Source organism: Paraburkholderia sp. EG286A (assembly GCF_040965375.1).
Lineage (GTDB): Bacteria > Pseudomonadota > Gammaproteobacteria > Burkholderiales > Burkholderiaceae > Paraburkholderia.
This window is the reverse complement of sequence record NZ_JBFRCB010000006.1, coordinates 429,290-454,453: the sequence shown is the minus strand read 5'-3', so window position 1 is coordinate 454,453 and position 25,164 is coordinate 429,290. Positions and strand designations below refer to the sequence as shown.

Below are 25,164 nucleotides of genomic sequence, written 5' to 3'. Positions count from 1 at the left end.
ATGGACACTCGCAGCCTGGTTCCCGTTATCGGTGCAGGCGGCGGGGGTGGCGGCGGCAAGGGCGGCGGGGGCGGAGGTGGCTCGCGTTCTCCGCAGGAGTCGCCCGACTCGCTGCGTTCGATCCAGTATGCGCGCGTCATCAACCTCATCTGTGAGGGAGAGACGGAGGGCATTGTTGGCGGTCCTCGCGGCATCTTTATCGAGGACACGCCGCTCCAGAACCCTGACGGCTCATGGAACTTCGTCGGCGCTGCAGTCGAATGGCGCGACGGCCAGCCGTGGCAAGCGCCGATCAACGGCTTCTCCTCAACGGAGTCTGAGACCTCTGTTGGCGTCACGGTGACAGTGAACGGACCGGTTGTGCGCGGCATTGTCAACCCCAACATCGACGCCGTGCGCGTCACTATCGGCTTCCCGTCCCTGTCCTCTACGGACACGGGCACTGGCGACGTGTCCGGTACGGAGGTGCAGCTTGCTGTCGATGTGCAGGTAGACGGAGGCGGCTTCCAGCAGATGATCGTGGACACGGTGCAGGGCAAGACGACCAGCCGCTATCAGCGCTCCTACCTGATCAATCTGTCCTCCCGCTTCGGCCAGGGGCGCACGTCCTACGATGTGCGCGTGCGCCGTCTGACGCCCGACTCCAACACCGTCTATCTCGTGAACTCGTTTCAGTGGGAGACGATGACCGAGGTTATCAATTCCAACCTGATGTATCCGCACTCCTCAATCTGCGGTGTGCAGGTTGACGCCTCGACGTTCCGGCAAATCCCGAAGCTGGCGTTTGATATCAGGATGCGCCGCATACAGGTGCCGTCGAACTACGACCCGGAGACGCGCGCGTATTACGGCGTGTGGGATGGCACGTTCAAGATTGCATGGACCGATAACCCGGCATGGGTGGTCTACGACCTCATCACCTCGGCGCGCGTCGGCCTTGGCGACTATATCTCTCCCGCTATGGTCGACAAGTGGTCGCTTTATGCGATTGCGCAATATTGCGACGGCATCGTGCCGAACGGCTTCGGAGGCGTCGAGCCTCGATTCACCTGCAATGTCTACATCCAGACGCGCGAGGATGCGATAACGCTGCTGCAGAACTTTGCATCGGTGTTTAACGGGATGATCTTCTGGTCCGCAGGCCTCATGACGGTCATTGCGGATATGCCGGGAGAACCCGTCGCGACCTATAACCCTGCGAACGTCGTCGACGGGCGCTTTACCTACCGTGGCACACCGCTCAACCAGAGGCACACGGTCGCGCTCGTGACGTGGAGCAATCCGTCGAACCGGTACGCGCAGGAGATCGAGTACGTTGAGGACCGCGACGCCGTGAATCGCTGGGGCGTGCGGGAAGTTCAGGTCAACGCGCTCGGATGCACTTCGCGAGGTCAGGCGAGCCGCGTCGGTCGATGGATGCTCCTGACGGAGCAGATGCTATCCGAGACGGTCTCATTCAAGACAGGCATCAACGCGGCATTCGCGCGCCCCGGCGACATTTTTCTCACGACTGATCCGGTGCGTGCAGGCTTTCGCATGGGCGGGCGCATTCTCGCCGCAACAGACAACTGGATTCAGATTGACGAGGCCGTTACGTTCGATCCGTTTGTCAGCTATACGCTTTCGGTGCTCCTGCCTGATGGCACGCTGCAGCGCGTGCCGGTTCACAATCCCGGCAGGTCTACTGACGGCATCCTGATCAACGGCACGTTCCGTATGGTTCCCGCGCGCATGGGAATCTGGTCTATCTCTGCGAGCAACGCGCAGAACGAGCAGTGGCGTTGCATCTCGGTTGTCGAGGATGAGGAAGGAAACGTCGAGATTCAGGGCGTGGCCTACCGGCCTGACAAGTTCGCCGCAATCGAACAGGGCCTCCGTCTTGAGCCTATTCCTACCGGCGTGCTCAATCCGTGGCATATCGGCGTGCCAACCGAGCTGCGCATCACCGAGAGTCTTTATCTCATCAGCCCGGTTGTCGTAGGTGCGCGCGCAACGTTTTCATGGCTCGCGCCAATCGGCGCTGTGCGTTACCAACTCAGCTATCAGTTTCGCGACAACTCGCCTACGTTTGTCGATTCGTTCATGTCGAGCATCGACGTTCAGCCGATGAATCCCGGCATGTGGTTCTTCAACGTGCGCGCGATCAATGCGCTCGGCGTGAGCAGCGCATGGGCCTCGATAACGGTTGAGATCGTCGCGCTGAACCGGCCTCCTGAGGACGTGCAGGAGTTCGCGCTCGACATGCTGAACGACTCTGCAAACCTGCGATGGAGGCCTGCAGAAAATCTTGACGTGCTGGTTGGCGGTCAGGTTGTCATCCGCTATTCGAACCGGTTGACGACAGAGGTGACATGGGAGGAGGCGCGCGAACTGACGCGGTTCGCAGGCGGGCAGTCGAACGGTTTTTCTCCACTGCTGCGCGGCACGTATCTCGGGAAGTTCGTCAACTCGTCGGGCAAGTTTTCCGCGAACGCGGCCTATGTGATCAGCACAACGGGACCGCTGCGCGACTTCGTTCTCGTGGCCGAGCGATATCAGCATCCAGAGTTCCCCGGCACGCACGTCAACACGTTCGTTCGATACGGCGCGCTGCACCTTGCTACAGACGATGAAGGCTATGCGGTATCCACCGAGGCCGCGTACTACTTCTCACCTTCGCCAGCGATTGACATGGGCAAGGTGTTCACGGTGCGCTGCCTCTCGGTCATCGAGGGCGCGCTCTATGGCCTGTTCGATACCGTGGACCGGTGGCCCGATTGGGACGCGCGGCTCGACGTTGACGGCCTGAAGGTTGACGAAGGCGGCGGGCAGGTGATGGCGCGCCTGACGAATGTCGATCCGGCGATTGCCGAGGCCGAGGACTGGAGTCCGTGGTCGCGCCTCGTTGTGGCTGACCTGACGTTTCGCTCTGCGCAGTTTGCGCTCGCGTTGCACGTTCCAGATAGAACGTGGGGCATAGGTATCGTTGAGCTTGGTGTGACCATCGACGTCCCTGATCGCCTCGAATCGCAGAACAATGTCGTCGTGCCGGTCACCGGCCTGCATATCCGCTTCGCGGTGCCGTTCAAAGAGACGCCTGCGATCAACATCATCGCGCAGGGCCTGCAGTCAGGAGACGCGTGGGGCATCACGAACCAGAGCCCTGAAGGGTTCTCGATCTTCTTCTATAACGCTTCTGGCGCGAGGGTTGAAAAGACCTGCGACTGGATTGCGCGCGGCTATGGATACGAGCACATAGGCCTACAGGGTATCGGGTACTCGAAGATGTGTGGGAAAAATCCACAACTCACTGCGCAGCGCGCGCAACTCGAAGTCGATAATGCTCCGAAGGAATAGTCATGGCTCAGGTAGACAACTATCAGGTTCCCGCGCATCCGACCGGCCTCGACATGCGCATCCAGTTGAACGCGATCATCCTCGCGCTCATTGGAGACAACGCAGGGCCGACCGAACCAGCCGAACTCTACCCCGGCATGTGGTGGGGCAACACGGCGAGCGGCCGGTTGATGCGCCGTCGAAACGACAATACAAGCTGGGTTGATATCGGCCCGCTTGACGATCCGCTGCTGGACCTCCGCAACGCAGTGAACGCCGCAAATAACGGCCTTGCTGGCAAGGTAAACCGGGTCGGCGATCAGATGTACGGTGAACTCCAGTTCATTCGCAACGACTTTGACGCGCTTCATTCGCATGGCCTCTCTATGTTTTCCGGATGGGCGAATGACCGTAGTACGTTAATGCGTTATTCGTATAACGCGTCGGGTATCGGTGGGCTGGAATGGATTAATTCCGCTCGAAGTATAGTGACCATGAACTGTTCCGATAACGGTACATTTTCGGCGCGCGAATCGATCAATACCGGATATCGATGCTCGCTTGGTGGAATGCCGCTGGGCGCGACGGGAACGGGCTATGGCGAACTTGAATTGCGCTCGCAGGATGGCACGTGGTTTCGCTTGCGAGGCCGACCCTCTGGCGGCGGGATGCAATGGATCAATCATGCCTATAACGCAGTCATCGCTGATATTGACGATGGCGGAAGCCTGAATAGCATGGGCGAATACCGGATGCGTTGGGGCGCTGCGTGGGTGAGCGATGGGAATCTCTACATGCCGTGGGCGGGGAACTGGCTATCGAACGTGATCGGTGATATCAACAATCGCATCAACGGTCTGGGGGGCAGCTTTGCGACGAGGCACGCGCAGTGTCAGCACGATAGCGGACTCGCGGAATTCGGTCGCATCGTACAGGGCTCAAGCGGTCACGGCGAGGTCACCTGTCCCGGCCCGTGGGTGATGGTCGGCCTGCGTGGTGCATCGTGGGAAACGTGGGCGCGCGGCATCGTTCTGCGAAATCAATAACGGAGGGGTGCATGGCTATGGTCACGAAACAACAATCGGACGCGCTCACAAGGCAGAAGGCGGGAGAGGGAGTGCCGCGGGAGCAGTGGATGACGCACGACGAATTGATTGCCGCGATCTCGATCCTCTACCCGAACGCGGTTCATGGGCGAGACTTCTACGTTGCGCACATGGTCGAGCCTCAAACGAACGTGCAGTTGTCGAGCGCATTTATTGCGCAGTGGACTATCGACGGCGTGCCCGAGCCTTCGCTTCCCGAATTGATGCAGGCCGTCGCGCCGCATGTGAACACCGCAAAGGCAACCGTTTGCGCGCGCGACGTTCGCTGGGAGCGCAATGCGCGTCTCGATCAGTCCGACAGCTTTTTGACGCGGGCCGTGGAAGCCGAGGACGCTGCGAAGGTGACTGCGCTCAAGGCATATCGCAAGGCGCTGCGCGATCTCCCTCTGCAAAGCGGGTTTCCGTTCGACGTTGACTGGCCTGAACTGCCTGCGGAGGCATAGCAATGATCGACATCAACCTTCTCGCCTTCGCGCTCTCGCAGGCGTACCCCGGCTCGACGCGCGAAAACTATTTTCTCTCCTACCATGTGGGCATCGACGGAAAGCAGGACGCCGATTCATCGATCATGTCGTGGACCCTCGATGCGCCGCAGCCGACGCCAGATGAACTGCCAGCGCTGTGCGAGAAGTATCGCGCGCAGTTCGAAGAGGACGGTCTAAAGAAGGACGCGCAGGCGATCATCGAATCAATGCTCATGCAGATCGACCACGAGATTGAGGAGGCACAGCACAAGGGCGACGAGGCCCGCGTGCAACTCCTGCAGGACATCAGGCAGAAGGTGCTGGACGTGCCGAACCAGCCAGGCTATCCGAAGGACATCGAGTGGCCTGACGTTCCGCTTGCCCCTCCGCAGACTGCATACGAATTCATTCCCGTCACGGCATCGCCCCCACCAGACCCGCCTATCCTTCCTCCGCAGGAGTGAAGCCATGCATTCGACCGTCTTTGCACTGCTCGGCGCAGTAGGAGGCGGTGTGCTGCGGCTGTTCCCCGAGATGCTGGGCGCGTGGGCCAGCCGGCAGCAGAAAGATAACGCCGTGCGGCTCGCGGAACTGCATCTTGAGGAAGTGCGTGCCGAACTCGCGGCGCGGCTCGACATCGCGAAACTCGGCGCTGAGAACGTTGAGGCTGACGGGCGGCTTGCGGTTGAGCAGGCGAGGGCTGAGTCGATGGTGATCGCGCAGTCGCATCTGACCGGCGTGCGGTGGGCCGATGCGCTCAATCTCAGCGTGCGCCCGGTTGCAACGTACCTGATGCTGCTGCTTTACGTCGCCTTCAAGCTCATCGTGATTCGCGATGCAGTCATACAGGCGGCGGGCCCGACGAGCGCCACTGTCACGTCGCTGGTTGCCATCGTGTGGGATGATGACGATGCCGCGATCTTCGCTGGCGTGCTTACGTTCTGGTTTGCCGATTCGGTGCTCGTGCGTCGGAGCAAGCGGCCATGAGGCTATCCCCGCACTTCTCGCTCGACGAGCTTATACAGTCCGAGACGGCCACGCGGCACGGCATCTCGAATCAACCCGGCCCCGCGGAACTCGACAACCTTGTGCGGCTGGCCGATGTGCTCGAACTCGTGCGCACGCTGCTCCACGGCAGACCGATGCTCATCTCGTCGGCCTACCGCGCGCCCGGTGTCAACCGTCTTGTCGGCGGGTCCGCGACGAGCGACCACATGAGCGGGCGCGCTGCCGACTTCATTTGCCCCGGCTTCGGCTCCCCGTTGCAGGTGTGCCGCGCCATCGATGCCGACGCGTCGATACCCTTCGAGCAACTAATTTTCGAGGGCACTTGGGTCCACCTGTCGATAGCCGCCGAAGGCCGCGATGTACGGCGGCAGGTTCTCACGGCTCACTTTGGGAGCGGCTCCGTCACATATACGTCGGGGCTGCCGTGAAGCAAAATAGAGGTACTCCGAGAATATCCGGGAAGACCGATTAAGGCTGTAGTCGGCTGTGAAGGATCATTCGCTGGGACCATCGCACAGACATTCAGCCGTCGGTTCCGCTCGGTAACCGGCCGCTCAGCTTGCAATGTACCTCTCAGGGAACCGGCTACGTCGTCAAAACGCCCTACCTGCGAGAGCGTTTCTGTTCATGACATCCATGCGAGGGGAGTTATTCGCGACTCAGCCGGATTGGCGTACTTCAGACAAGAGCCATTTGCTCAACTTTGCAACTGCGTCCCCTGTTGGCATGTCCTCGCGAACGCAAAGGTAATAATCCAGACCGATGTCGAGCGTCAGATCGAGCGGCGCGACCAGTACGCCTTCCGCCAGCTCTCGCTCAATAATCTTCGCGCGCATGAGTCCAAAGCCGAGTTCAGCCCGAACCGCTGCCAGTGTTAATTGGCCGTCTTCGAGCAGTGGGCCTGTCAGGCGATCAGTTCGTACGCCCGCATGCGCGAACCACGCAGCCCATCGCGCTCGATTCCCATCATGTACTAACGGCGCCTGAGCAATGTCGCGGGCATGACGGAACGGACCGTACCTTCGCGCGAAGGCCGGTGTACATGCGGGCACTAGCACGCCGGAGAGCAAGCGGGTGGCTTGGTACCCGGGCCAGCGTCCCGTTCCCATGCGAATCGATAGATCTGTCGAATCGCTTGGGTAACTGCCGTGCATCGAATATACGACGCTGATACCTATGTCCCGATGCGCATCGGTAAATCGGCCTATTCGCGGCAACAGCCAGTTGCTTCCAAAAATGCCGGTCACCCCGATGGTCAATTGGGTCAGCATTGAACGCTCTTGCGCTTGACGGGTAGCCGTCCGCAGAACGGTGAATGCACTGTGAATTGACCGGTAATAATCGCGACCCTCGTCGGTGAGATATAGGGCGCGGCCCTTGCGCACAGTTAGCGCAGTCTGCATGTGGGTCTCCAGCACATGTAGCTGATGGCTAACCGCCGAGGGCGTGACATTAAGCTCAGCCGCAGCTCCTGCGATTGAACCACGCTCGGCAAAGGCCTCGAAGGCGCGGATGGCGCGCAACGGCGGTTCCGTATCGTTCGTTTCAAGTTCCATGATACACAAAAAAAATTCAACTGTTGATTTTGGCCTCATTCCAGGGGCCCTGCTGACAGGTAATCTTAGCTCCGTAGACGAGCATCCGCGCAGTTTTTCGGGGTATCAATTGAATTCAATGCAACTGAGCGCGGGATGCAGCGAAACTCGCCTTGGGCTGCTCGTCGAGGCGACGACGGCCGCGCTGCGGGAGCCCTCGCGCCGGTGCGTATTGGCACGAATTAGAATCTTTTGGAGGCACTTAATGATGGTCGCTCAGCCCCCCGCGGATACGCTGGTCCAGCCACGGTCAGCGGCGGAATCGCCCGGAATGACGAATCAAGGGGTTCGCCTCTGCGGGATCTCAAAGTTCTACGAGAATTTTCCCGCCCTCAAGAACGTCTCCATTGACATCGCCCCTGGGGAGTTTCTTACCCTTCTGGGACCCAGTGGATCAGGCAAGACGACCACGATGATGGCGATCGCCGGATTCACGGATGTGACGTCGGGGGAGGTGTACATCGAAGGGCGCCGCGTCGACATGTTGCCGCCGCATAAGCGCAATATCGGCGTCGTCTTTCAGCATCTCGCTCTGTTCCCACACCTGTCTGTCGAGGATAACCTCGCTTTTCCGCTACGCATGCGGGGGGTGAAGGAAGCCGCGATTGCCACGAAGGTCCGCAGTGCACTCGAACTCGTGCACCTCTCTGCATTTGCCGACCGCCTCCCGAATCAGTTAAGCGGCGGTCAACAGCAACGTGTCGCGCTAGCACGAGCGATTATTTTCGATCCACCCGTTCTTCTTCTCGATGAGCCACTCAGCGCCCTTGATCGAAAGCTTCGAGAGAGCATGCAGAACGAACTGAAGAACCTGCAGCGAAAACTCGGTGTGACGACTGTAATGGTGACACACGACCAGGAGGAGGCGCTGGCAGTGTCGGATCGCATTGCGGTAATGAACAACGGCGAAGTCGTGCAACTGGACACGCCGGAGATGCTTTACGAAAAACCGAACTCTCTGTTTGTCGCGGACTTCATTGGCCATTCCACAAAGCTCGAAGGCGTCGTCACATCGCTTACTCAAACAGGATGTCGTGTCAGGACGAAGGGTGGCATGGAATTGTCGGGGCAACCTACAGATGCGCCGGTTGGTTCCACCGTTTCGGTCGTTATCCGCCCGGAGAGGTTCGCTTTCGACGCCGCAACCCGCGATGACAATCATGCGTTTGGCCAGATTGTCGAGTCTACCTATGCAGGCGATGCAGTCACTTACAGCATCAAGACCGAGAGCTCAGAAACGCTCATGGTGAAGCTGAACAATCTAAAAAACACGCGACATCCGGTTATGGGTGATCGCACTCAAGTTTCGTGGAAAGTGACGGACACCATGGTGTTCGCGACCGACCGCTAATAAAAGCAGACCGCTGCGGTCAGGCGTTCAAATGGAGACTCGAAAATGAATCGACGAGAATTTATAGCGGGATGTGCAGCCGCGCCGCTGGCAGTTGGCCTTGGTAGTAGCCGGGCTTTTGCAAAGGACGCTGGCACCGTCACAGTCGCCTCATGGGGTGGCACGTTCCAGGACGCCCAGCGCGAAGCCTTATTCAAGCCCTTCGAAAAGCAAACTGGGATCAAAGTGATCGAGGCGACGGGCCCGAGCTTGGCTAAGGTCCGTGCAATGGTGATGAGCGGATCGGTTGACTGGGACGTGATTGAGGCGGTGCCCGGTGACATGCTCACGATGTCGGAGTCGAATCTGCTGGAAAAGGTCGACTACAGCGCGCTGAACAAAGAAGTGATGAGCGAGCTTCTTCCGGGCTCCATGCACCCTTACGGCGTAGCGACGATCAGCTACTCATATGTTATCGCGTATAACACGAAGAAATTCACCAAGGAACATCACCCACGTTCCTGGGCAGAAGTTTGGGATGCAAAGACCTTCCCAGGTTCACGCATCCTTCCCGCAGGCAGCTACGTCGTCCGTCCGAACGAGCTTGCGCTTCTCGCCGACGGCGTGTCTACCGACAAACTCTATCCGCTCGATCTTGAGCGGTCGTACCGCAGCCTGTCGAAAATTCGTCCCTCGGTGTTGAAGTGGGCGACCAGCGGCACTATGGTCCCTCAATCGCTCGTCAGTGGAGAAGCCGATATCGGCTTCGCGTCACAGGGCCGAATCGTGCAACTGAAAGAGCAGGGTGCGCCAGTTGACTACGACTTCAACCAGGGCGAACTAACCGCGGACTTCTGGACTATCCCGAAGGGCGCGAAGAACCGTGAGAACGCACTGAAATTCATCGAATTCGCTTCGCGAGCAGAGCCGCTTGCAGCACTTTGTCGTGCGGTTCCCTACGGGCCTCCCAATCGACGCTCACTTGACTTGCTGCCGGCTGAGATTGCTCGCCAGCTTCCGACCCATCCCGACAATCTGAAGCTGCAATTCAAGCTCAACGCGGAGTGGTGGGCACAACGCAGTCAAGGTAGAACGAACCTCGAACGCAACACCGACATGTGGAACAACTGGATCCGCCAGTAATCCGCAAAGGGCAACGCAATTCCATAGGATCTGAAAGACATGTCGAGTTTCATCTCACAAAAAGGCGTTTCACGATCGACTATGCGGCTGTCACCGATCTTGCTTTTGGTGCCCGCGATTCTCGTTCTTGGCGTTGTTTACGGGTGGCCCCTCGTCCGGCTTCTCCGAATCAGCTTTGGACAGAGCGATTGGACGATGACGCACTACGTCCGAGTGCTCTCCGACAGCTACAACGTGCTCGTGCTTTTTGAGACGTTTCGACTGTCTTTCTTCGTCGCCCTGATCTGTCTTTTGGTCGGCTATCCGATCGCTTACCTGATTTCGAGGCTCAGCAAGCGTTGGAGCGTGATCGTCACTGCGCTCGTAGTTCTGCCGCTGTGGACAAGCACACTTATCCGAAGCTTTGCGTGGATGGTTCTGCTCGGACGTCATGGTGTAGTCAATGACCTGTATCTCAACAGTGGACTCGGCTCAACGCCCCTGAGCATCCTTTACAACAGGTTTGCCGTCTATGTCGGAACGGTGCACATCATGTTGCCGCTGATGGTGTTCCCTCTGCTGTCGGCGATGAAGAAGGTTGACTGGCGGCTCATCGATGCAGCGAAAAGCATGGGGGCGAGGCCCGCTGCTGCTTTTTTTCTGATTTTCGTCCCGTTGACAAAATCAGGCATGGTCGCCGGCTTTCTACTGGTGTTCATCTTGACGCTGGGATTCTTCGTGACACCCGCATTGTTGGGTGGACCGCACGATGTGACATTCGTCATGTTGATCGAGCGCGCCGTTAATGAGCTTTCTGACTGGGAGGCTGCTTCGGCAATGTGCGTGATTCTCCTGCTCGCGACCTTCCTTCTTTATGGTCTGTACCGCCTAGTTGTGATGGTGAGTGCGAGGAGATCTCGTAACGCTGGCCGCTCCCGATCGAACCCGCTGCGCATCGCGACCCAGATCATGGGCCGTCTTCCCACCGCGTCGACCTCCAACTGGGCTCCTAAGGCTCGGTCTCCGAAGCTGTCAAACCGGCCAGGAGCGGCTGCATGGATCACCGGAATTCTCATTGTCACGTTCCTCGTGCTTCCCATACTCATCATCCTCCCGATCAGCTTTTCGGCCTCTCCCTACCTCGACTTCCCACCGCCCAGCCTATCGCTACGATGGTACGAGAACTATTTCACACGTGCCGATTGGATCAAGCCAACGTTGACGAGCCTTCAAGTGGCTATCGCGGTAGCAGTGATCTCCACGCTGATTGGCAGCTTGGCCGCGATCGCGCTGGTGAGAGGTAAGTTCGCGGGAAAGGCTGTGATCACTGCCTTCCTTGTCTCGCCCTCAGTAGTTCCTACGTTGATAACCGCAGTCGCAATTTATTTTCAGTTTGCGAAGTTGGGGCTTATCGGGACATTGACCGGACTCACGTTGGCGCACACCGTAATCGCAGTTCCGATCGTCCTTATCCTTGTGATGGCGTCGCTCAAGAGCGTTGACACTCGACCCGAGGTTGCAGCCCAAAGTCTCGGTGCCCACCCCATCGTCGCGTTCGCCAAAATTACGCTTCCTGCTATTCGGCCAGGCATCATATCGGCCTCGCTGTTCGCGTTCCTTACGTCGTTCGACGACATCATCATCGCGCTTTTCGTGAGCAGCGACTCGGCAAAGACCTTGCCGATGCGGATGTGGGAAGGTATCCGCTTCGACCTTGACCCGACTATGGCAGCGGCTTCGTCCGCAATCATCATCTTGTCCATCGTTTTGCTGGCAATTGCGCGACGCGTCGCCCCGGGCGCTGGAGAGAAGGCAGGCTAGAGCACACATCAATACCTTCAACCTACCTAATTAAAGTGATCCAATGCCACGTAATCTAATCTTCAGCGAAAGTGAATATCGGCAACGAGTGACGAATGTGCAGGCGGACATGCGCGAGAAGGAATTAGACGCACTGATCGCCCTGGAGCCGGAGTCGGTCGCCTATCTGACGGGATATCTCTCGCCTCGGGGGTACAACGGGTTTCATTGTGCTGTGGTGCCGGCGGAGGGCGAGCCCGTCATCGTCTATCGACGCGCGGAGATCTACCATTTTGAGAAAAGTTGCGCCTTCGAGAAAAGCTTTCGCTGGTCTGATGGCGACAACATAGAGCAGTTGGTGGCGAAGGCGGTTGCATCGGTTTTAGGCAACAAAAAGCGCCTAGGCGTGGAGATGTTCTCTTGGCAACTCAATGCCTCCCGATTCAAGGCGCTCAAGACCGTGCTGCCCGGAGATCTTCAAATCGAGGACGTAGGCAACCTGGTTCGTCGTCGCCGCATCATCAAATCCACGGCGGAGCTGAACTATATGCGACGAGCTGGTCGTGCTGCTGAGGCAGCAATGGACGCCGCGCGCGGTGTCGCACGCGTCGGTGCGAGCGAACGAGAAATTGGCGCCGCGGTAGCAGCAGCGATGGTTCGCGCTGGAAGTGATCGTGCTGAGCCGGGTCCGATTGCCTCCGGCGAAGCGGCACATTCGATCCATTGCGTGTTCACCGATCGCGTCTTGGAGCGCGGTGACACGGTGCAACTGGAAATGTGTCCCCATGTACACAATTATCACGCACGATTCTTCCGGCCCTTGAAGGTGGGCGAGGCGTCACGTGACGAGATCGACTTCGCTCGGCGGTTGTTCGAGATTCAAGATGAGGCTCTTGCGCAAGTTCGGCCGAACGCGTCTGTACGGGCGGCCGACGCGATTTATCGGCGAGGCGCAGAGGCTACTGGGAAGGTGAGCGAATACCATTACAAAACGTTCTATTCGGTCGGACTGATGCTGTACCCCAATGGCGCAGAGTATCTTGAGGCGGCTCCTGTGTCGGACTGGTATTTCGAGCCAGGTATGACGTTTCACACCTACCTGTTCGTCGATGGTTTTGGCGTGAGCGAAACGATTGCCGTCACCGACAACGGCTATGAGCCGATCACCCGCTACCCACGCGAATTGCTCATCTCGTGACCTCCAAGCTGCTTTTTTCGATACATACCTGTCAGGATTGCTAACATGTCTGAAACGTTTCCGCTAGTTGGGGTGTCCGCGTGCTACCAGACAATCGAAGGATTTCCATCGCATACCGTTCACGATAAGTATGTCGAAGCGGTGTCCATTGGTGCTGGAGCAGTCCCAGTTATTCTGCCGGCGTCAGGCGAGGCGCTGGCTGAACGGGTAGTCGAATCCCTCGACGGGATTCTCTTGACGGGAAGCGCATCGAACCTTGAGGCGTCGCTGTACGACAGTGATACCGTTTCGGACGGGCCGTTTGATCCGCGCCGCGACGCGACCTGCCTGAGATTGGTTGCCCTTGCAATTCAACGAGATATTCCGGTACTAGCGATCTGCCGAGGTATGCAGGAGCTGAACGTGGCTTTAGGCGGCACACTTCAGACTCAAATGGATAAGGACCCAGACTTCGCCGTGCACGTTGCAGCAGACTCCGAGGATCTTTCCGTGCGTTATGGCGCCCGACATGAGATCCACTTTGCTAGCGGTGGACTGTTCACCAAGATCATCGGTCGAACGTCGGCACGTGTGAATTCTCTTCACACTCAGCGTATCAGGGATCTTGCGGATGACCTCGAAATTGAAGCGAAGGCGGAGGACGGTGTCATCGAAGCAGTGCGACTGCCGCAAGCCACGTTTGTTGTGGGCGTTCAATGGCACCCTGAATGGGAGTTTCAACGAGATGATGTATCGTCGCCTCTTTTCAAAGCATTTGGGGACGCTGTGCGAAGTCGCTGTCGAGCACGAGCCGCACGCTAAGAACGCGGACATGATCCGCGACCGCGGGGCCGCCCTCGAACAGTATGATGGACGGTCCCTTTAGAGGGCTTTTGGGTGAAACGCAAAATGACAGAAAAAGTTTTAGGGATTCTTGAGCTGGAAAACAGGCCCATGATGCATCCGGGCGCGCTCAGCGCGCCCGGCACATTCGGCTTCCCGGTCAAGCGCCTGACAGTGCCGGGGGCGACCACGAATTCGGTCGTGGGATCTTCGAGCGCGATTATCAAAGAGGCGTACATCGCTTGCGCCAAGCAGCTTGAGAGCGAAGGTGTGTCGGCGATCATCGCAAACTGTGGATTCAGCGCTCCCTTTCAGAACGACGTGGCAGCCGCCATCAACGTTCCGCTCGCGCTCTCAAGTCTCTTGCTGGTGCCACTTCTTGCTCGAACGCTACCGGCCGGAAAGGTGGTGGGGATTCTGACCTATGATTCCACGAAGCTGGAAGAACGACATTTCGCTGGTGCAGGCTGGTCAACGCGTGAGATAAGTGTTGCTGTCGGCGGAATTGAAGGTTCCGAGACATGGCGTGAGCTCGCTGAGCCGAATCCGGTGATCTCCCCGGAAGTGGTGACTGGCGATATCGTTTCAGCCGTGGAGTCTCTGATGAAGGCGAATCCAGCGATCGGAGCGATCGTATTGGAGTGCGCAGGCTTCCCGCTGGCCGCAGATGCAGTGCGAGAGGCGACCGGTCTTCCCGTCGCTGATTACGTTAGCTTGGGACGGTTAATGATCGAGATGAGTCCGTGCTTGTAGCAAGCTGAGGCGGTGACTTCCAGACGCCGATCCAAAGCCAGCGCCCGGTGCTCGTGGTCGCTGGCTTTCGGTAGCGGACGCGGTTATTCACGTTCCAGGCGTTCAATCAAATCGTGCCGGAGTTCGAGCTAACTTCGCCTAGCCGTACCGGCCTGGTTAAGTGCAGGCTTTTCACTATCTGTGTCAGCAGTTTTTCACTTACCTGGCACAATTTTCACTTTCTCTGTCACCCGACAGCCGTCACCGAAGGTGCCCCTCTCCCGCCACCCATTCGGATCGACGAGCCCACATTGCGGTCTGATGACATCTCTCATGAGTTGTGGATCGGCACGTCATAGCCGTGGCTCACCTTGGCTTCAATGAGCGGCCGGTTTGAGGCAGTTAGCAGCGCGTTCGCCCAACCATTCGTTCGAGCAGGCCCAACCGCGTCTCTCTACGCGAATCGATGAACGGCCGTTGTGCTTTTGAAGCTGCCATGGATGTTGCGATGGGTCAGATGGGTCGACGGACCGCTACGGGTCGGACAGAGCCCACCCGGAAACTGCGACGGCAAAAAAGAGCCCGCCGCTCGGCGGGCTGGCGTGAGACTACAGACCCGTTGCGCTGTGTCGGGGCGACGCCGGGAGGATCGTGTGCATTCCAGCAATCAGGCGCGCCATCCGCTCGCGAGTGCCGCGCGCATGCGTCAGGCGTGCGCGAGAGACGACCAGCGACGCGATGCGAGCGCCCCAGCGACGCTGGCCGGTCGGGCGCGCGTGTTTGTGTTGGGTGGAGCGCGCCAGGGCACTGCGCGACGTTCTGGGCGCTTCGCACGTGTGGTCGAGCACCCATAAAAAAGCCCCGCTTTGGCGGGGCTTTTCAGGGCGCGAATGCGTCATCGAGTCATGCGCCTCCCGTGTCGATGATGTACGTGCCGTAGTGCGTGAAGTAGCTCAGGTTGACTTCGCCACCGTCATGCTCGTGGTACACGGTGAGCCGCGCAGTGTGCTCGGGCAGGAACCCCAGCGCGGCTATCGCGTCGCGCACTGCCTCATCATCGGTCGCGCCGTACCCGTACACGGTAGAGGCCAGCGCCGAGAGCTTCGCAACGTAACGCATGCTTACCTCCATCTCAAGCGGTGCGCGTGACTCGAAAGAGCCGGAAAGGCGCTTCCTCGAATCCGTGCGCGAGTCCGTAGCACAGCGTGACTTCGAACGCTGCGCCCGGTACGTTCTCTGCGCAGGTGCACAGATACCGGCGCGTGTGTGCGTGCTGCTCAAGCTCGACGAACGCCTCGCCGACCTGCAGTTCACTGATGCGATACGGGACCGAGCCCGGGACTAACGCGCTCGGGCGACCGCGCCCGCGCAGTGCCTCGGTTGTCTTGCTCATCGCTCAGTCCTCCATCATCGCTGCTGCGATCTCGTGCCAGTTGACCATCCCGAGTGCGTGAGTGAGCAGGTCGGTGTACACGCTCGTCGGCATCGGTGGCATGTGCGCCTCGTGCTCAGCTTCGAGGTGCCTGGCAAGCTCCCCAACAATCTCCGCATGCGCGTCCTCGTCGCCCTCTTCGAAGTTGGCTTTCAGTTCGTCGATGACTTCGCAGAAGTAGTGATACGTGCCTTCATCGTTCGTGAGCCACAAATGGACCGCCCAGGTTTCATAGTTAGTCCATCCGTTGTACTTATTAACCATCTCGCTTGCCTCTTTCAGTTCCGGGCTACCTCTAACCCTTCACCTGTAGCCTACGGGCATGTGGCGTATGCAGGGAAAATACCCGTTGGTGAACCGCTCTAGGCTCTGGTTGAGAGTAATTCTCGATATGGCGCGCACATGCCATCGCACGTGCTGGACGCGAGCGTGCGTGTTGGGGGAGCGGAAAGCTCGCGCAGCAGTGCGAGCAGCGAGCGCCGCGGCGCGCGTGTGCGCTCTCTCATAACTAGATACACGACGCGGCAGCTAGCGAAGCGCCTACTATATAGCCGTCGTCAACAGCCAGATGCGTTGCCGGGATTGGCTCTCTGGCGATTTGGCTTATCGTGGAGCATCTAGCGCGCCGGGTCGCGGCGTCGGCCCGATGAGCCTGATCGATCCGAAGCGGTCACTAGGTATGCTCCGAAGCGGATGTTCGCCCGGGGCGCGGTTGGGTGAGTGGCGATTCGGGTTTGGTTTCGCGCTTGGCCTCGAGCGTGCGGCGCGTCTGGCCAGGGGCACGCTCTACACGTCGTGCTGGATGTAGTCTGCCGCGAAGCGCCGCCCTCCGGCACAGAAAGCCCTACGTCACTGGCCGGAGTGGCGTGTTGTCAGTGTTCCAGCGCGTAGATGGTGTTTTGAAGGCGGCCTAGCAAGTCATCGTAAGTGATGATGTCCATCATGTTCGCGTACTTGCGCTTGATGATTTCAAAATCGAGTTGCTGGCTATCAGTCATCTTCTTTCCGCCAAGCTGGTTGCGGCCGACGATAATGATTGCCTTCGGATTTGATATCCGGATATCAAATCCAGGAGGAAGCTCGGAGGCGTAGGCCTTGGTGAGGGCGCGCTCTCCGTCGACACCCCATTTCGACAGGTGAAAGAGATACTTCTCTGCCTGCATGACGCTACCGGTCAACTCGGCAGTCGGAATGTTGTTACCTCGGTACAGTCCTTGGCGAAGAATTTTGTCTTCGAAAGGTTTTTTGAGTTCAATGACGTCGAGGTTCCCGCTCGCGTCCACTAGCCCGATATCGATATATCGCTTGGACGTTTTGCCGGACTTGCTGTAGTAGTCGTTAATTGTGATGTTTTGAAGCACCCTGATGTACTTTGGAAACAACAGTAGAAGGAATGAAACCATCCGCTGTTGCCATTCTTTCTCGGACAGGTTCTTACCGCTCAGCAGACTCTGTTGAATCTCGTCATGGATAAGGCGGTACTTGAGAACCTCCTGTTCCTTCAACGCTTTGAGTTCCGGCGGCTTTTCAGCAGAAAGTGTTCCGTTCAGTGCTGACCGCTTATCGAGGTAGGACTCGTAACGCTCCCGTGCATCCTTCATGCCGTCCACATACTGCGAGAGGATGGTGTGAACGCGTGCAGCAGCGTAGCGATTAAGCTCGTGTGTGGTCGGAAATTTCTTGAGCAACTCCTGATAGACGGGCAGTGGGATGGTCCCGGCGCGGCTGCCTCCGATTACAATAGGCTCGTCGTTATCGAGAAGATCGGAGAGCCGCTTCATAATTGAGACATTTCGTTCCGCGACAAAGATCGAACGTTTGAGCCGAAGCTCGCGGCTTACGAGGACATCTCGCTCGATAGAAAAGACACGACCGGGGATCCGCAAGTACTCGTCTTCAAACGTGCCAAAGCGAAATGTATAGACGTACTCAGTAAAGTCTGTTTTGTTGGTGGGCGGATTCTTGAGGTCCGCTTTTCGAAAGGAGAATGCGCGAGATACCTCCATGGACTTCCCACTCTTCATTTCCTCCCAGACCCACTGATTTTGAGTGCCAAATTCCGGCTGGTAGTCGCAATCGACGCCGGTCTTCGTGGTACGGAAATCCAACATGCTTCCTCTCAATGCGAGATGATTTCGCGCCTAGATGTGGGGTGCCAAAGCCTCTGGTCCAAAGTACCCAGGCTTTGTCGAAGTACTGATTTTGCTGGGCCATCAGGCCTTCCAACGGTGGCAGGGGACCGCCCGCGCGCTGAAAAGTAGAAGAGCCCGCTGATCAACCGGGACCAGTGAATACTGCCCTGCCTGTTCGTTTGAAGTCCACCTGAACCTCGCGTAGATGAGGGGGCAATGCCGCTTGTTGAACAGACGATGAGCGCGCAGCGCTTCGACCCGGGAACGGTGCTGGCCGCACTTAATGGCGTGCCGTCGGCATTGGGCCTCGAATGCAATTTCACAGTCAAACCAGCGGCTCGCGAAGAAGCTTTCTAACTAAAGTTGTTTGATCCCAGAGCGATGAGATCCAGCGATGGATTCAATCTGCGCATATTGAATGCAGCGGCTCTGATCTTTTCCTTTTGGGCTTCGAAAGTAGCCAAGTCGTCGCCGTCATTTGGACTACGGAGGATAGCCAAAGCTGTTCGAGAAATCCGACCAGGAACCGTCTGATCGCCATCAGAAATCGTGAAGCTCACAAAATCTCCTCTGGTTTTGTCCGTCGGATCGTAAATGCGGAACGCGTCGTCCATTGCTTTCCTCTTGCGACGATATGGATTTTTCGACAAGCTGTCGGTCAAACTGAGGAATGTCGCGAACTTGTTCAGTTCTCCGTCGGATACGTCCACGGGGTTGAGCGCGTCCCTGAGTGAGCGCTGCAGTGCGTCGTCATCGCGATTCACAATCGCATTAACTGTGCGGACCGACTCGGTCATCCGCCGTACGAAGCTTCCCATCTCATCCGCCGCACCGGCCAACCGATTGAAGATACCCAAGAACTCGGCGACGGATTCGTCATCAGAAAAGTTGGGGTACTTCACCGCGTGATCGATTTCAGCCCAACCTTCCTCGAAAATAGTCCTAACTTGGATCTCTGCAAGTATTTTTTGCCGTCGGGGACTGGTTGAGACTATGTAGTGGACCGATCGATATCCTGCTTTGTGGTCTTTGACATCGAAGCCCGCGTCCTTGAGCTTTTCCCCCGAGTCGCCTTGGCGAACATAAGCGACTGGTGGATTTTCCTCCTGCTCCCACGCATCGCGGATGCTCTTGTCGATGCGAAACAAGTCTTCCTTGAACAGATGTAACGCCCTTACGCCAACGAGATCAGTGATTATCGCTTGATAGTTCTCAACGCCGATTTCCGCATATTTTTCGCCACCTTCAACGCGCTTCCGAATGATTTTGGCCAACAGATGGTCGGTATCCTTGACTCGAAATCTGACGGAATGGACCCGATCAATGCTTTGAAGGTCACGAGCCATCGCTTCGGCGGCTCGTGCGAGGGCGTTTTTCTGAGAATTGTGACGACTCCCGATTGCTGACAATGTGTTCCAGTCAAGTTTTGCGATCTCCCATTCGGCATCCGTTATCCTGTTTTGTTCTCGGAACTCCGCCTCAGTTTTCTGGTACATCAACCAATCCCCATTCATTTGCGCCTGACTAGCCGGCGACTATATGCTGCATGGCCGACCGCCTCAGTGGCAAGGCGGTGAATTCGGTTAATCCTATGGTACTGATTCGTGATACTACCGACCTTTCTCCGCCAGAAAGTTTAAAAGGCGGTCAAGCATATCCTCCCGAGTACCATGGATCTCTTGTGCCCACTGTTGCCCCAGTACTTCAGGCGAACCTAAGGTGGAGAAGTCTGGGCGACCATCCTTAACGGGTATCGTACGGAGCTTTTCTAAATATGCAGTCTTCTTTTGTTCCCCGTCTTTCTGTTGGAACTCGGCAATGGCCGCCGCGGATTGCTCCTTCCCCATTGACCGAATAGTAGCCATTAGCCGCTTTTCAAGTTCGTCACTGCGAGAGCGCTTGACTCCAGAGATCGAATCAAAATAGTCCGTAGCGCCACTTTTCACTAGTTTGACTTGAGTTGCGAGGTGCAGTAAAAACGTAGGAACCTCCTTTGTTTGTGGGCTAACAATCTCCAGCTCCCGTTTGGAGGAAAATTCTAGCCACTTGCACATAATTGTATTGATATGGATATCGCCAAATCCATAGCCAACACATATCAGTTTTTCAACTGCGTTAATATGCTGGGAAAAGAACTTCAGCATACTTTCTGGGAGTACCTGCCTTCCAGAGCCATCAAATTTGTGCGCGCCCGCTAGAAGCGTCCTTCGAAGAAACTGCATTTCGCCGTCGTCGTCCGCGTACGCGATTTCATTCACTGCCTGAACCGTTCCACCCAGCATGCGCGGATCGACATACACCAATTCCTCATTCACAGCCCGCAGGGTTGATGTAGTGGCTTCCACTGTTTGTTCGTTTGGCAGGAATCTCAGTAAATCTTTCCCATCGTTGAATGTAAAGACGTCAAGAGCGCCATGGATTTTGAGTAAATTGATGCACATTTCCGATGAAGTCGAGAAGTGCATCCCCCCAGACTCCAATTCTGCCATCTCTATGACCTCTGCGCGAAGCCCGCCGATCTTGGTCCCATCTTTACTGCGACGAGGTAAAGTGATCTGCTTCGGACTGAATCCGCAATTCACAGGAATTGAGAATTTTGCGGCAATCAATTCAATGATCAAATCATGGTTGAGTGAGAATATCCAAAGGGGATTATTCGACTCGGCAAGTGAGCGCAGACCCTTATAAAAATCAATTTGACGATTCAGCAGATTGTCATTATTAACTTGTCGAAAATAGAGTAGTTGATAGACTAAATTGACCGTCCACGAATAAAGGCCGTGATATGCTTGGGAAAATTTGTGGTTCCGCCTAGATTGCGTTTCGAGATATCCCAAAATGCTTTCATAGTGCAAATTTGACATTTGAAGCGCCGTTGCAAGGTCTTCAATGACCTCTTCGGGGTAGCCCGTACCGTGATTGCGCCAACCAGCATTTAACTCGCGCAATTTCTCGGGTGTCAGCCAATTCTTGATCTCTGCAGTCAAATCCCACACGAGAGGCATGCTTGCCTCGTATGACGCGCCTGCGCCTAGAAAGAGACCAGTTAGTGACGTGTTCGTCATGGGCACCCCAAAATCGTGAACGAGAGCTATCAAGATCCTTATTGGCAAATCTTGCCTTATGTTCGTCCGAAACTGAACAGCCGAAGGCAAATAACGCTCGTACCAGCGGCGGACGACATGCGTCGTGCATAAAGCACAAGCCGAAAGGTGTCCGCGCCACTAGCCGCTTTGGGGACGCGAAGCGCATGCGATCTAGCGCAGATGACCGGGATATCGGCTGGTGGCTCGGCGGCAGTCATCGCGTACGTTCGTAGCGCGGTGGGGGCGACTGCCGCCAGCGCAGAAAGGGGTGTAGTGCGAATTGTTTGGCCGAACCTAACGTTAATTTTTTTTCAGCGGGTGCTCATCCATGAACCAGTCCGCCGCGAGCGAAAACAGGGCTGAGCGGTTCAACCCGCCCCGTCGCTTGCGATAGTGATCAATGCGCTCCAGCACTTCGGGGGGAACAGTAATACTTATCTTGATGCGGGCGCCACCGTCCTCGTCCTCTATCTCCCCCGTACTGGCAGCGCGTTTCGTCACAGACATGTGAGCCTCGTTTCGTTAACGAGTCCGCACTATAACAACGTCCATAAAACTTGATAACCAGTATGTTCACTTTGCCCCCTCTTGGCCGGATTAGGTACGATGCGGTGTGCCGGAATGCATACCCACTAGCCCAAAAAAATGCGCACCCGCGCTGTTTGTTTAAATGCTCCGTGAGACGCTACGCGCCATCACTTACGTGGCGATTACGATTTGGCGTGATGGTGATGGTGTTGAAAGTCCAACGTTGAAAGTTCAACGGCGGGCATCGAATGCCTTGATTGGTCGCGTGAGTCGGACCGCTGTGAAGTCGGGTTCATGGAACATGCTTGCTCTCTCCGGCAGGAATCGGATAGCACCTGTGCCCCTGGCGGCACTCCCCGTCTTGAGGCGAGAGTGAGTTCAATTCATGACATCTCGAAAGAACGGTAAATGATGCCGACGCGCTAACGCAATAGGCATGCGGGGCGCATGAGCCCGCGCGTTCGATTGAAGCTGGTCCACGACGCCCGCCAGCCAAGGGGCGCGAGGTTTCGCCGCGGTTAACCCTGCAGACTCGATGTTATGCGGAGTGGATCGAAAATCCGACCGATGTAGTGTGTTATTGGAAGCTTTAGGTATGGCAGCTGGCACCCTAAGTATGGATTTTTACTCCATACATCGTGATGGATTGATAGCCGCAGATTGCTCGCGTCGCGCAGGCAGTGCGCTTCCCCTATACTGTATATATATACAGGTTTGAGGAAGCAAATGGAGCCGATGTGGGAATGGAAGTGGGCGTACTGGGACGAGAAGCTCGGCCGCTTTGAGCAGACTGCTGTCTGGATGACCGATGCGGAGGCGTGTGCCGACTTCTGGGCCTACTCGGACCAGCGCTCACACAAGATTGAGCACACAAAACGTGACCGCCATCGCGTTGCGAGTATTGCCATGGTCGATGCACCAGACAGTGAGGTTGACTGGACCAAAGAAGCACGCCAGCGCGCGGAGCGTAGTCGTTTCGGGCTGCCGGCATTCGTCACGCCAACCTACGAGGAACTGCGGCGCGCCTGGAAAGAGAACCCAGGGTGCCGGCGGTTCGCGCTCGAAGTTCAGACTGACCGCTACACATTCTCCGAGTTGGAGGCGATAGCTGCGGAGGAATACTGGCACTTGTCTAAAGACAGCGCGACAGTCGAAGACGGTCGTAAGGCTCTCGCCCGTCTACGCCGTCGGCTGATGGCGGAACTCAATCGCATCGGCACCATCGATTCAAAGCGAAGGCGCTGAACGGCTCAAGTAGGCGCACGAAAAAATCGCCGACCGCATCGGAAGGCCTACAAGCCGCTGGCGCGACGTGGGTAAGGGGTAGGCCACACCCGTAAAAGGCTTTCGCACACTCCGCAATACGATTCAGCATTCTGCTTCGCGCGATGGCGGGACGCGTGCATTACGGCGATGCGTGCGCTGACCTCTCAGGTGCCATCGTGACTGCGGGCGTGGTGGTTTGCGGATACATCTGGAGCAGCACGCGCAGCACGCCGTTGGTCCAGCCAAAACCATCCTGCAACGGGTACTCGCCGCCGCCAGCCGACGACGCGTTTCCAGGCGCAACGCTCACATCGTATTTTTCGACCAGCTTGCCACCCGTTCCCCCCAAACCCTTATGGCACAAGGGTTTGGGGGTATCCGGGCATGTTATACTTCCATGGTCAACGAGCTTGTGCGTGCGGGTGTAGTAGGCGAGATTCGTGGCGATCCAGCGCGTGGCGATTTCCTGCGCGAGGTCCTGCTCGCCATAGCGGCGCAGCCCCATGACCGCGAGATATTGCAGCGGCGCCCAGCCGTTCGGCTCGTCCCATTGCTGGCCGGTCGCCACCTGGGTGGTGGCGAGGCCGCCGGGGCGCAGCAGTCCGGCGCGCAGCGCGGCAGCCACGTCCTGCGCCTGGGCCTTCGTCGCGACGCCCGCATAGAGCGGGTAAACGGTCGCCGCCGTGAGCCGGTGCGTGAGCGTATGGTGCACGAAGTCGTAGTCGCTGTACGCATGCAGTTGCGGGTCCCACAGCACGCGGTCGATGGCGTCGGCGCGTTGTTGCGCGCGCTTCGTCATCAGCTCGGCCTCGCGCGCGTCGCCCTTCAGGCCGTAGGCCTTCGCGAGCGTGCGTTCGAGGATCACCATCAGCGAATTGAGGTCCACCGGCGCGAGCGAGGTCACGTCGATGGTCGAGAGCGTGTGGCCGTCGGCGAGCCAGCGCGAGCTATAGTCCCAGCCCGTTTCCGCGCCCGCGCGCAGGTTGCGCCAGAGGTCCGAGGCGTCGCGCTGCGGCGTGGCGCGCGCGGTCAGGATGTCCTCGCGGTACGACTCGTCGCGCGGACGGTTGCGCGCGTCCCAGTAGCGGTTGAGCAGCGTGCCGTCGGGCAGGCGCACGAGGTGGCGCGCGGCGTGGCCGGGCTTGAGCGTCTGCGCGCCGGCCATCCAGTAGTCGTACTCCTTGCGCAGTTGCGGCAGGTAGTGGAGGTACACGGCGTCGCCGTCTTTCTCGGCGACGAGGCTCACCATCTGCGCGAAAAACGGCGGCTGCGAGCGGCTCAGGTAATAGGTGCGATTGCCGTTCGCGATGTGGCCGTAGCGGTCGATCAGCGCGGCGAAGTTGTTCAGCTCGTCGAGCGCGAGTTCGTGGCGGCCGCTGGCCTCCAGACCGAGCATGATGAAGTACGAATCCCAGTAGTAGATTTCGTTGAAGCGCCCGCCCGGCACGACGTACGCGTACGGCAGCGGCAGCAGCGACGAATACGGATTCGGCTTCGCGTCGGGACGGCGGCTCAGCACGTTCCAGAGCGTGTCGATGTGGCCGACGACATCCTGGTTCGGATCGGAAACGTAGTGATCTTCGGTTTGCGCCGGGGCCGTGAAGTACTGGTTCACGAACTGCGTGAGCGCGGCCTTGCGCGCGGCGTTGTCGTGCAGCCCCGCGTGTTGCTGGCGCCAGCGCTCGTAGGCGGCCGTGATCTGGCTCGGGCGCTCGTTGGGCAGCATGTCGGCAAACGTCTTGCTGTCGGGGAAGATCTGCGCGAGCTGCACGTCGTGATAGAGGCGGCCGTAGAGGTCGGCGGGCGTGGCGGGCTGGCTCTCTTTTGCCGCGTCATGCTGCGCTGGCGAGCGAACCGGCTTTGCCGATCGCGCGGGCGTTTGTAATTCCTGCGCGTTGGCGGGTGCGCTAGCGGAGGCTGCGACGTCGGCTGGTGCGTCGGCGGCATGGGCGGTTTGCGCGAGCGGCCATGCGAGCCACAACGCAGCGGCGAGCGTGGCGGCAAACGGGATGGGGCGGGATTTCGTGGTGGATGCGGGCGTGCGGGAGCGGAACGGGAAAGACATGGCCTTGATGTTTTTGATGGGCGAAGAGCGCGCCCGCGCGAACCAGGAGCGCAGGCGAAGCGTGTCGAAGAGCAATTTCCGTTCCGCGCAACGGGCTGGCGAGGCGGCTGGCGACCGCGTCGCTATTCGAAATCGGGATAGTGCGTATTCTCCATATCGCGTT

At 57.9% G+C, this 25,164-nt stretch carries 23 protein-coding genes; 14 read left to right on the top strand and 9 right to left on the bottom strand.

From position 1 onward, the window contains the following. The 6 genes from AB4Y35_RS29000 to AB4Y35_RS28975 all read left to right on the top strand — a co-directional run bounded on the left by AB4Y35_RS29000 (window position 1) and on the right by AB4Y35_RS28975 (window position 6,321). Entirely contained in the window at window positions 1-3,336 is a 3,336-nt protein-coding gene (locus AB4Y35_RS29000) for a host specificity protein J (RefSeq protein ID WP_368707091.1), read from the top strand. A 2-nt stretch (window positions 3,337-3,338) separates the two neighbouring features. Continuing rightward, on the top strand, window positions 3,339-4,361 hold the full coding sequence (locus AB4Y35_RS28995) for a hypothetical protein (RefSeq protein ID WP_368707090.1): 1,023 nt from the start codon (window positions 3,339-3,341) through the stop codon (window positions 4,359-4,361). An 89-nt stretch (window positions 4,362-4,450) separates the two neighbouring features. Then, window positions 4,451-4,864 carry a phage tail assembly chaperone gene (locus tag AB4Y35_RS28990; RefSeq protein ID WP_368707089.1) on the top strand — a complete coding sequence of 138 codons (414 nt, stop codon included), beginning with the start codon at window positions 4,451-4,453 and terminating at the stop codon, window positions 4,862-4,864. Between the two features lie 2 nt (window positions 4,865-4,866). Continuing rightward, window positions 4,867-5,349 (top strand): hypothetical protein, encoded by a 483-nt coding sequence (locus AB4Y35_RS28985; protein ID WP_368707088.1) that lies wholly within the window; start codon window positions 4,867-4,869, stop codon window positions 5,347-5,349. A 4-nt stretch (window positions 5,350-5,353) separates the two neighbouring features. Further along, a complete protein-coding gene (locus AB4Y35_RS28980) occupies window positions 5,354-5,872 on the top strand; it encodes a hypothetical protein (RefSeq protein WP_368707087.1) in 519 nt (172 codons plus the stop codon). Next, a complete protein-coding gene (locus AB4Y35_RS28975) occupies window positions 5,869-6,321 on the top strand; it encodes a D-Ala-D-Ala carboxypeptidase family metallohydrolase (protein ID WP_368689735.1) in 453 nt (150 codons plus the stop codon). The genes AB4Y35_RS28980 and AB4Y35_RS28975 overlap by 4 nt, the downstream gene beginning before the upstream one ends. A gap of 231 nt (window positions 6,322-6,552) precedes the next feature. On the opposite strand, the gene AB4Y35_RS28970 is transcribed toward AB4Y35_RS28975, so the two are convergent. Further along, window positions 6,553-7,449 carry a LysR substrate-binding domain-containing protein gene (locus tag AB4Y35_RS28970; protein WP_368689866.1) on the bottom strand — a complete coding sequence of 299 codons (897 nt, stop codon included), beginning with the start codon at window positions 7,447-7,449 and terminating at the stop codon, window positions 6,553-6,555. Between the two features lie 310 nt (window positions 7,450-7,759). Here AB4Y35_RS28970 and AB4Y35_RS28965 point away from each other — a divergent pair, with 310 nt between their 5' ends. The 6 genes from AB4Y35_RS28965 to AB4Y35_RS28940 all read left to right on the top strand — a co-directional run bounded on the left by AB4Y35_RS28965 (window position 7,760) and on the right by AB4Y35_RS28940 (window position 14,513). After that, the gene (locus AB4Y35_RS28965) at window positions 7,760-8,839 is read left to right on the top strand and encodes an ABC transporter ATP-binding protein (protein WP_368689736.1); all 1,080 of its coding nucleotides are present in this window, start codon (window positions 7,760-7,762) and stop codon (window positions 8,837-8,839) included. Between the two features lie 45 nt (window positions 8,840-8,884). Next, entirely contained in the window at window positions 8,885-9,961 is a 1,077-nt protein-coding gene (locus tag AB4Y35_RS28960) for an ABC transporter substrate-binding protein (protein WP_368689737.1), read from the top strand. 39 nt (window positions 9,962-10,000) lie between these two features. Further along, window positions 10,001-11,761, top strand: coding sequence for an ABC transporter permease subunit (locus AB4Y35_RS28955; protein WP_368707086.1), 1,761 nt, complete (start codon window positions 10,001-10,003; stop codon window positions 11,759-11,761). 43 nt (window positions 11,762-11,804) lie between these two features. After that, the gene (locus AB4Y35_RS28950) at window positions 11,805-12,938 is read left to right on the top strand and encodes a M24 family metallopeptidase (protein ID WP_368707085.1); all 1,134 of its coding nucleotides are present in this window, start codon (window positions 11,805-11,807) and stop codon (window positions 12,936-12,938) included. A 45-nt stretch (window positions 12,939-12,983) separates the two neighbouring features. Beyond that, a complete protein-coding gene (locus AB4Y35_RS28945; protein WP_368707084.1) occupies window positions 12,984-13,739 on the top strand; it encodes a gamma-glutamyl-gamma-aminobutyrate hydrolase family protein in 756 nt (251 codons plus the stop codon). Window positions 13,740-13,826: 87 nt separating this feature from the next. Further along, a complete protein-coding gene (locus AB4Y35_RS28940) occupies window positions 13,827-14,513 on the top strand; it encodes an aspartate/glutamate racemase family protein (RefSeq protein WP_368689741.1) in 687 nt (228 codons plus the stop codon). Between the two features lie 882 nt (window positions 14,514-15,395). Here AB4Y35_RS28940 and AB4Y35_RS28935 read toward each other — a convergent pair. From AB4Y35_RS28935 to AB4Y35_RS28920, 4 genes are all read right to left on the bottom strand, one after another. After that, window positions 15,396-15,611 carry a hypothetical protein gene (locus tag AB4Y35_RS28935; RefSeq protein WP_368689742.1) on the bottom strand — a complete coding sequence of 72 codons (216 nt, stop codon included), beginning with the start codon at window positions 15,609-15,611 and terminating at the stop codon, window positions 15,396-15,398. Between the two features lie 13 nt (window positions 15,612-15,624). Then, window positions 15,625-15,885 carry a hypothetical protein gene (locus AB4Y35_RS28930; protein ID WP_368689743.1) on the bottom strand — a complete coding sequence of 87 codons (261 nt, stop codon included), beginning with the start codon at window positions 15,883-15,885 and terminating at the stop codon, window positions 15,625-15,627. A 3-nt stretch (window positions 15,886-15,888) separates the two neighbouring features. Beyond that, on the bottom strand, window positions 15,889-16,188 hold the full coding sequence (locus AB4Y35_RS28925) for a hypothetical protein (RefSeq protein WP_368707083.1): 300 nt from the start codon (window positions 16,186-16,188) through the stop codon (window positions 15,889-15,891). Window positions 16,189-16,796: 608 nt separating this feature from the next. Then, window positions 16,797-18,035: a Shedu immune nuclease family protein gene (locus AB4Y35_RS28920; protein ID WP_368707082.1), complete on the bottom strand. Its 1,239-nt coding sequence runs from the start codon at window positions 18,033-18,035 to the stop codon at window positions 16,797-16,799. Window positions 18,036-18,272: 237 nt separating this feature from the next. Between AB4Y35_RS28920 and AB4Y35_RS28915 the strand changes: the two genes are divergently transcribed. Next, the gene (locus AB4Y35_RS28915; RefSeq protein WP_368707081.1) at window positions 18,273-18,413 is read left to right on the top strand and encodes a hypothetical protein; all 141 of its coding nucleotides are present in this window, start codon (window positions 18,273-18,275) and stop codon (window positions 18,411-18,413) included. Here the strand turns inward: AB4Y35_RS28915 and AB4Y35_RS28910 are convergent. The 3 genes from AB4Y35_RS28910 to AB4Y35_RS28900 all read right to left on the bottom strand — a co-directional run bounded on the left by AB4Y35_RS28910 (window position 18,410) and on the right by AB4Y35_RS28900 (window position 21,649). Continuing rightward, window positions 18,410-19,552, bottom strand: coding sequence for a RelA/SpoT domain-containing protein (locus AB4Y35_RS28910; protein WP_368707080.1), 1,143 nt, complete (start codon window positions 19,550-19,552; stop codon window positions 18,410-18,412). The two genes, AB4Y35_RS28915 and AB4Y35_RS28910, sit on opposite strands and share 4 nt — an antisense overlap. Before the next feature lie 114 nt (window positions 19,553-19,666). Continuing rightward, a complete protein-coding gene (locus AB4Y35_RS28905) occupies window positions 19,667-21,061 on the bottom strand; it encodes a hypothetical protein (protein ID WP_368707079.1) in 1,395 nt (464 codons plus the stop codon). 381 nt (window positions 21,062-21,442) lie between these two features. Then, complete coding sequence (locus AB4Y35_RS28900) at window positions 21,443-21,649, bottom strand: ribbon-helix-helix protein, CopG family (RefSeq protein WP_368707078.1); 207 nt, start codon at window positions 21,647-21,649, stop codon at window positions 21,443-21,445. Between the two features lie 747 nt (window positions 21,650-22,396). Here AB4Y35_RS28900 and AB4Y35_RS28895 point away from each other — a divergent pair. Continuing rightward, window positions 22,397-22,915 (top strand): hypothetical protein, encoded by a 519-nt coding sequence (locus tag AB4Y35_RS28895; protein WP_368707077.1) that lies wholly within the window; start codon window positions 22,397-22,399, stop codon window positions 22,913-22,915. A gap of 160 nt (window positions 22,916-23,075) precedes the next feature. Here AB4Y35_RS28895 and treF read toward each other — a convergent pair whose 3' ends face one another. Further along, complete coding sequence (gene treF / locus AB4Y35_RS28890) at window positions 23,076-25,001, bottom strand: alpha,alpha-trehalase TreF (RefSeq protein ID WP_368707076.1); 1,926 nt, start codon at window positions 24,999-25,001, stop codon at window positions 23,076-23,078. Window positions 25,002-25,164: the final 163 nt, after the last annotated feature.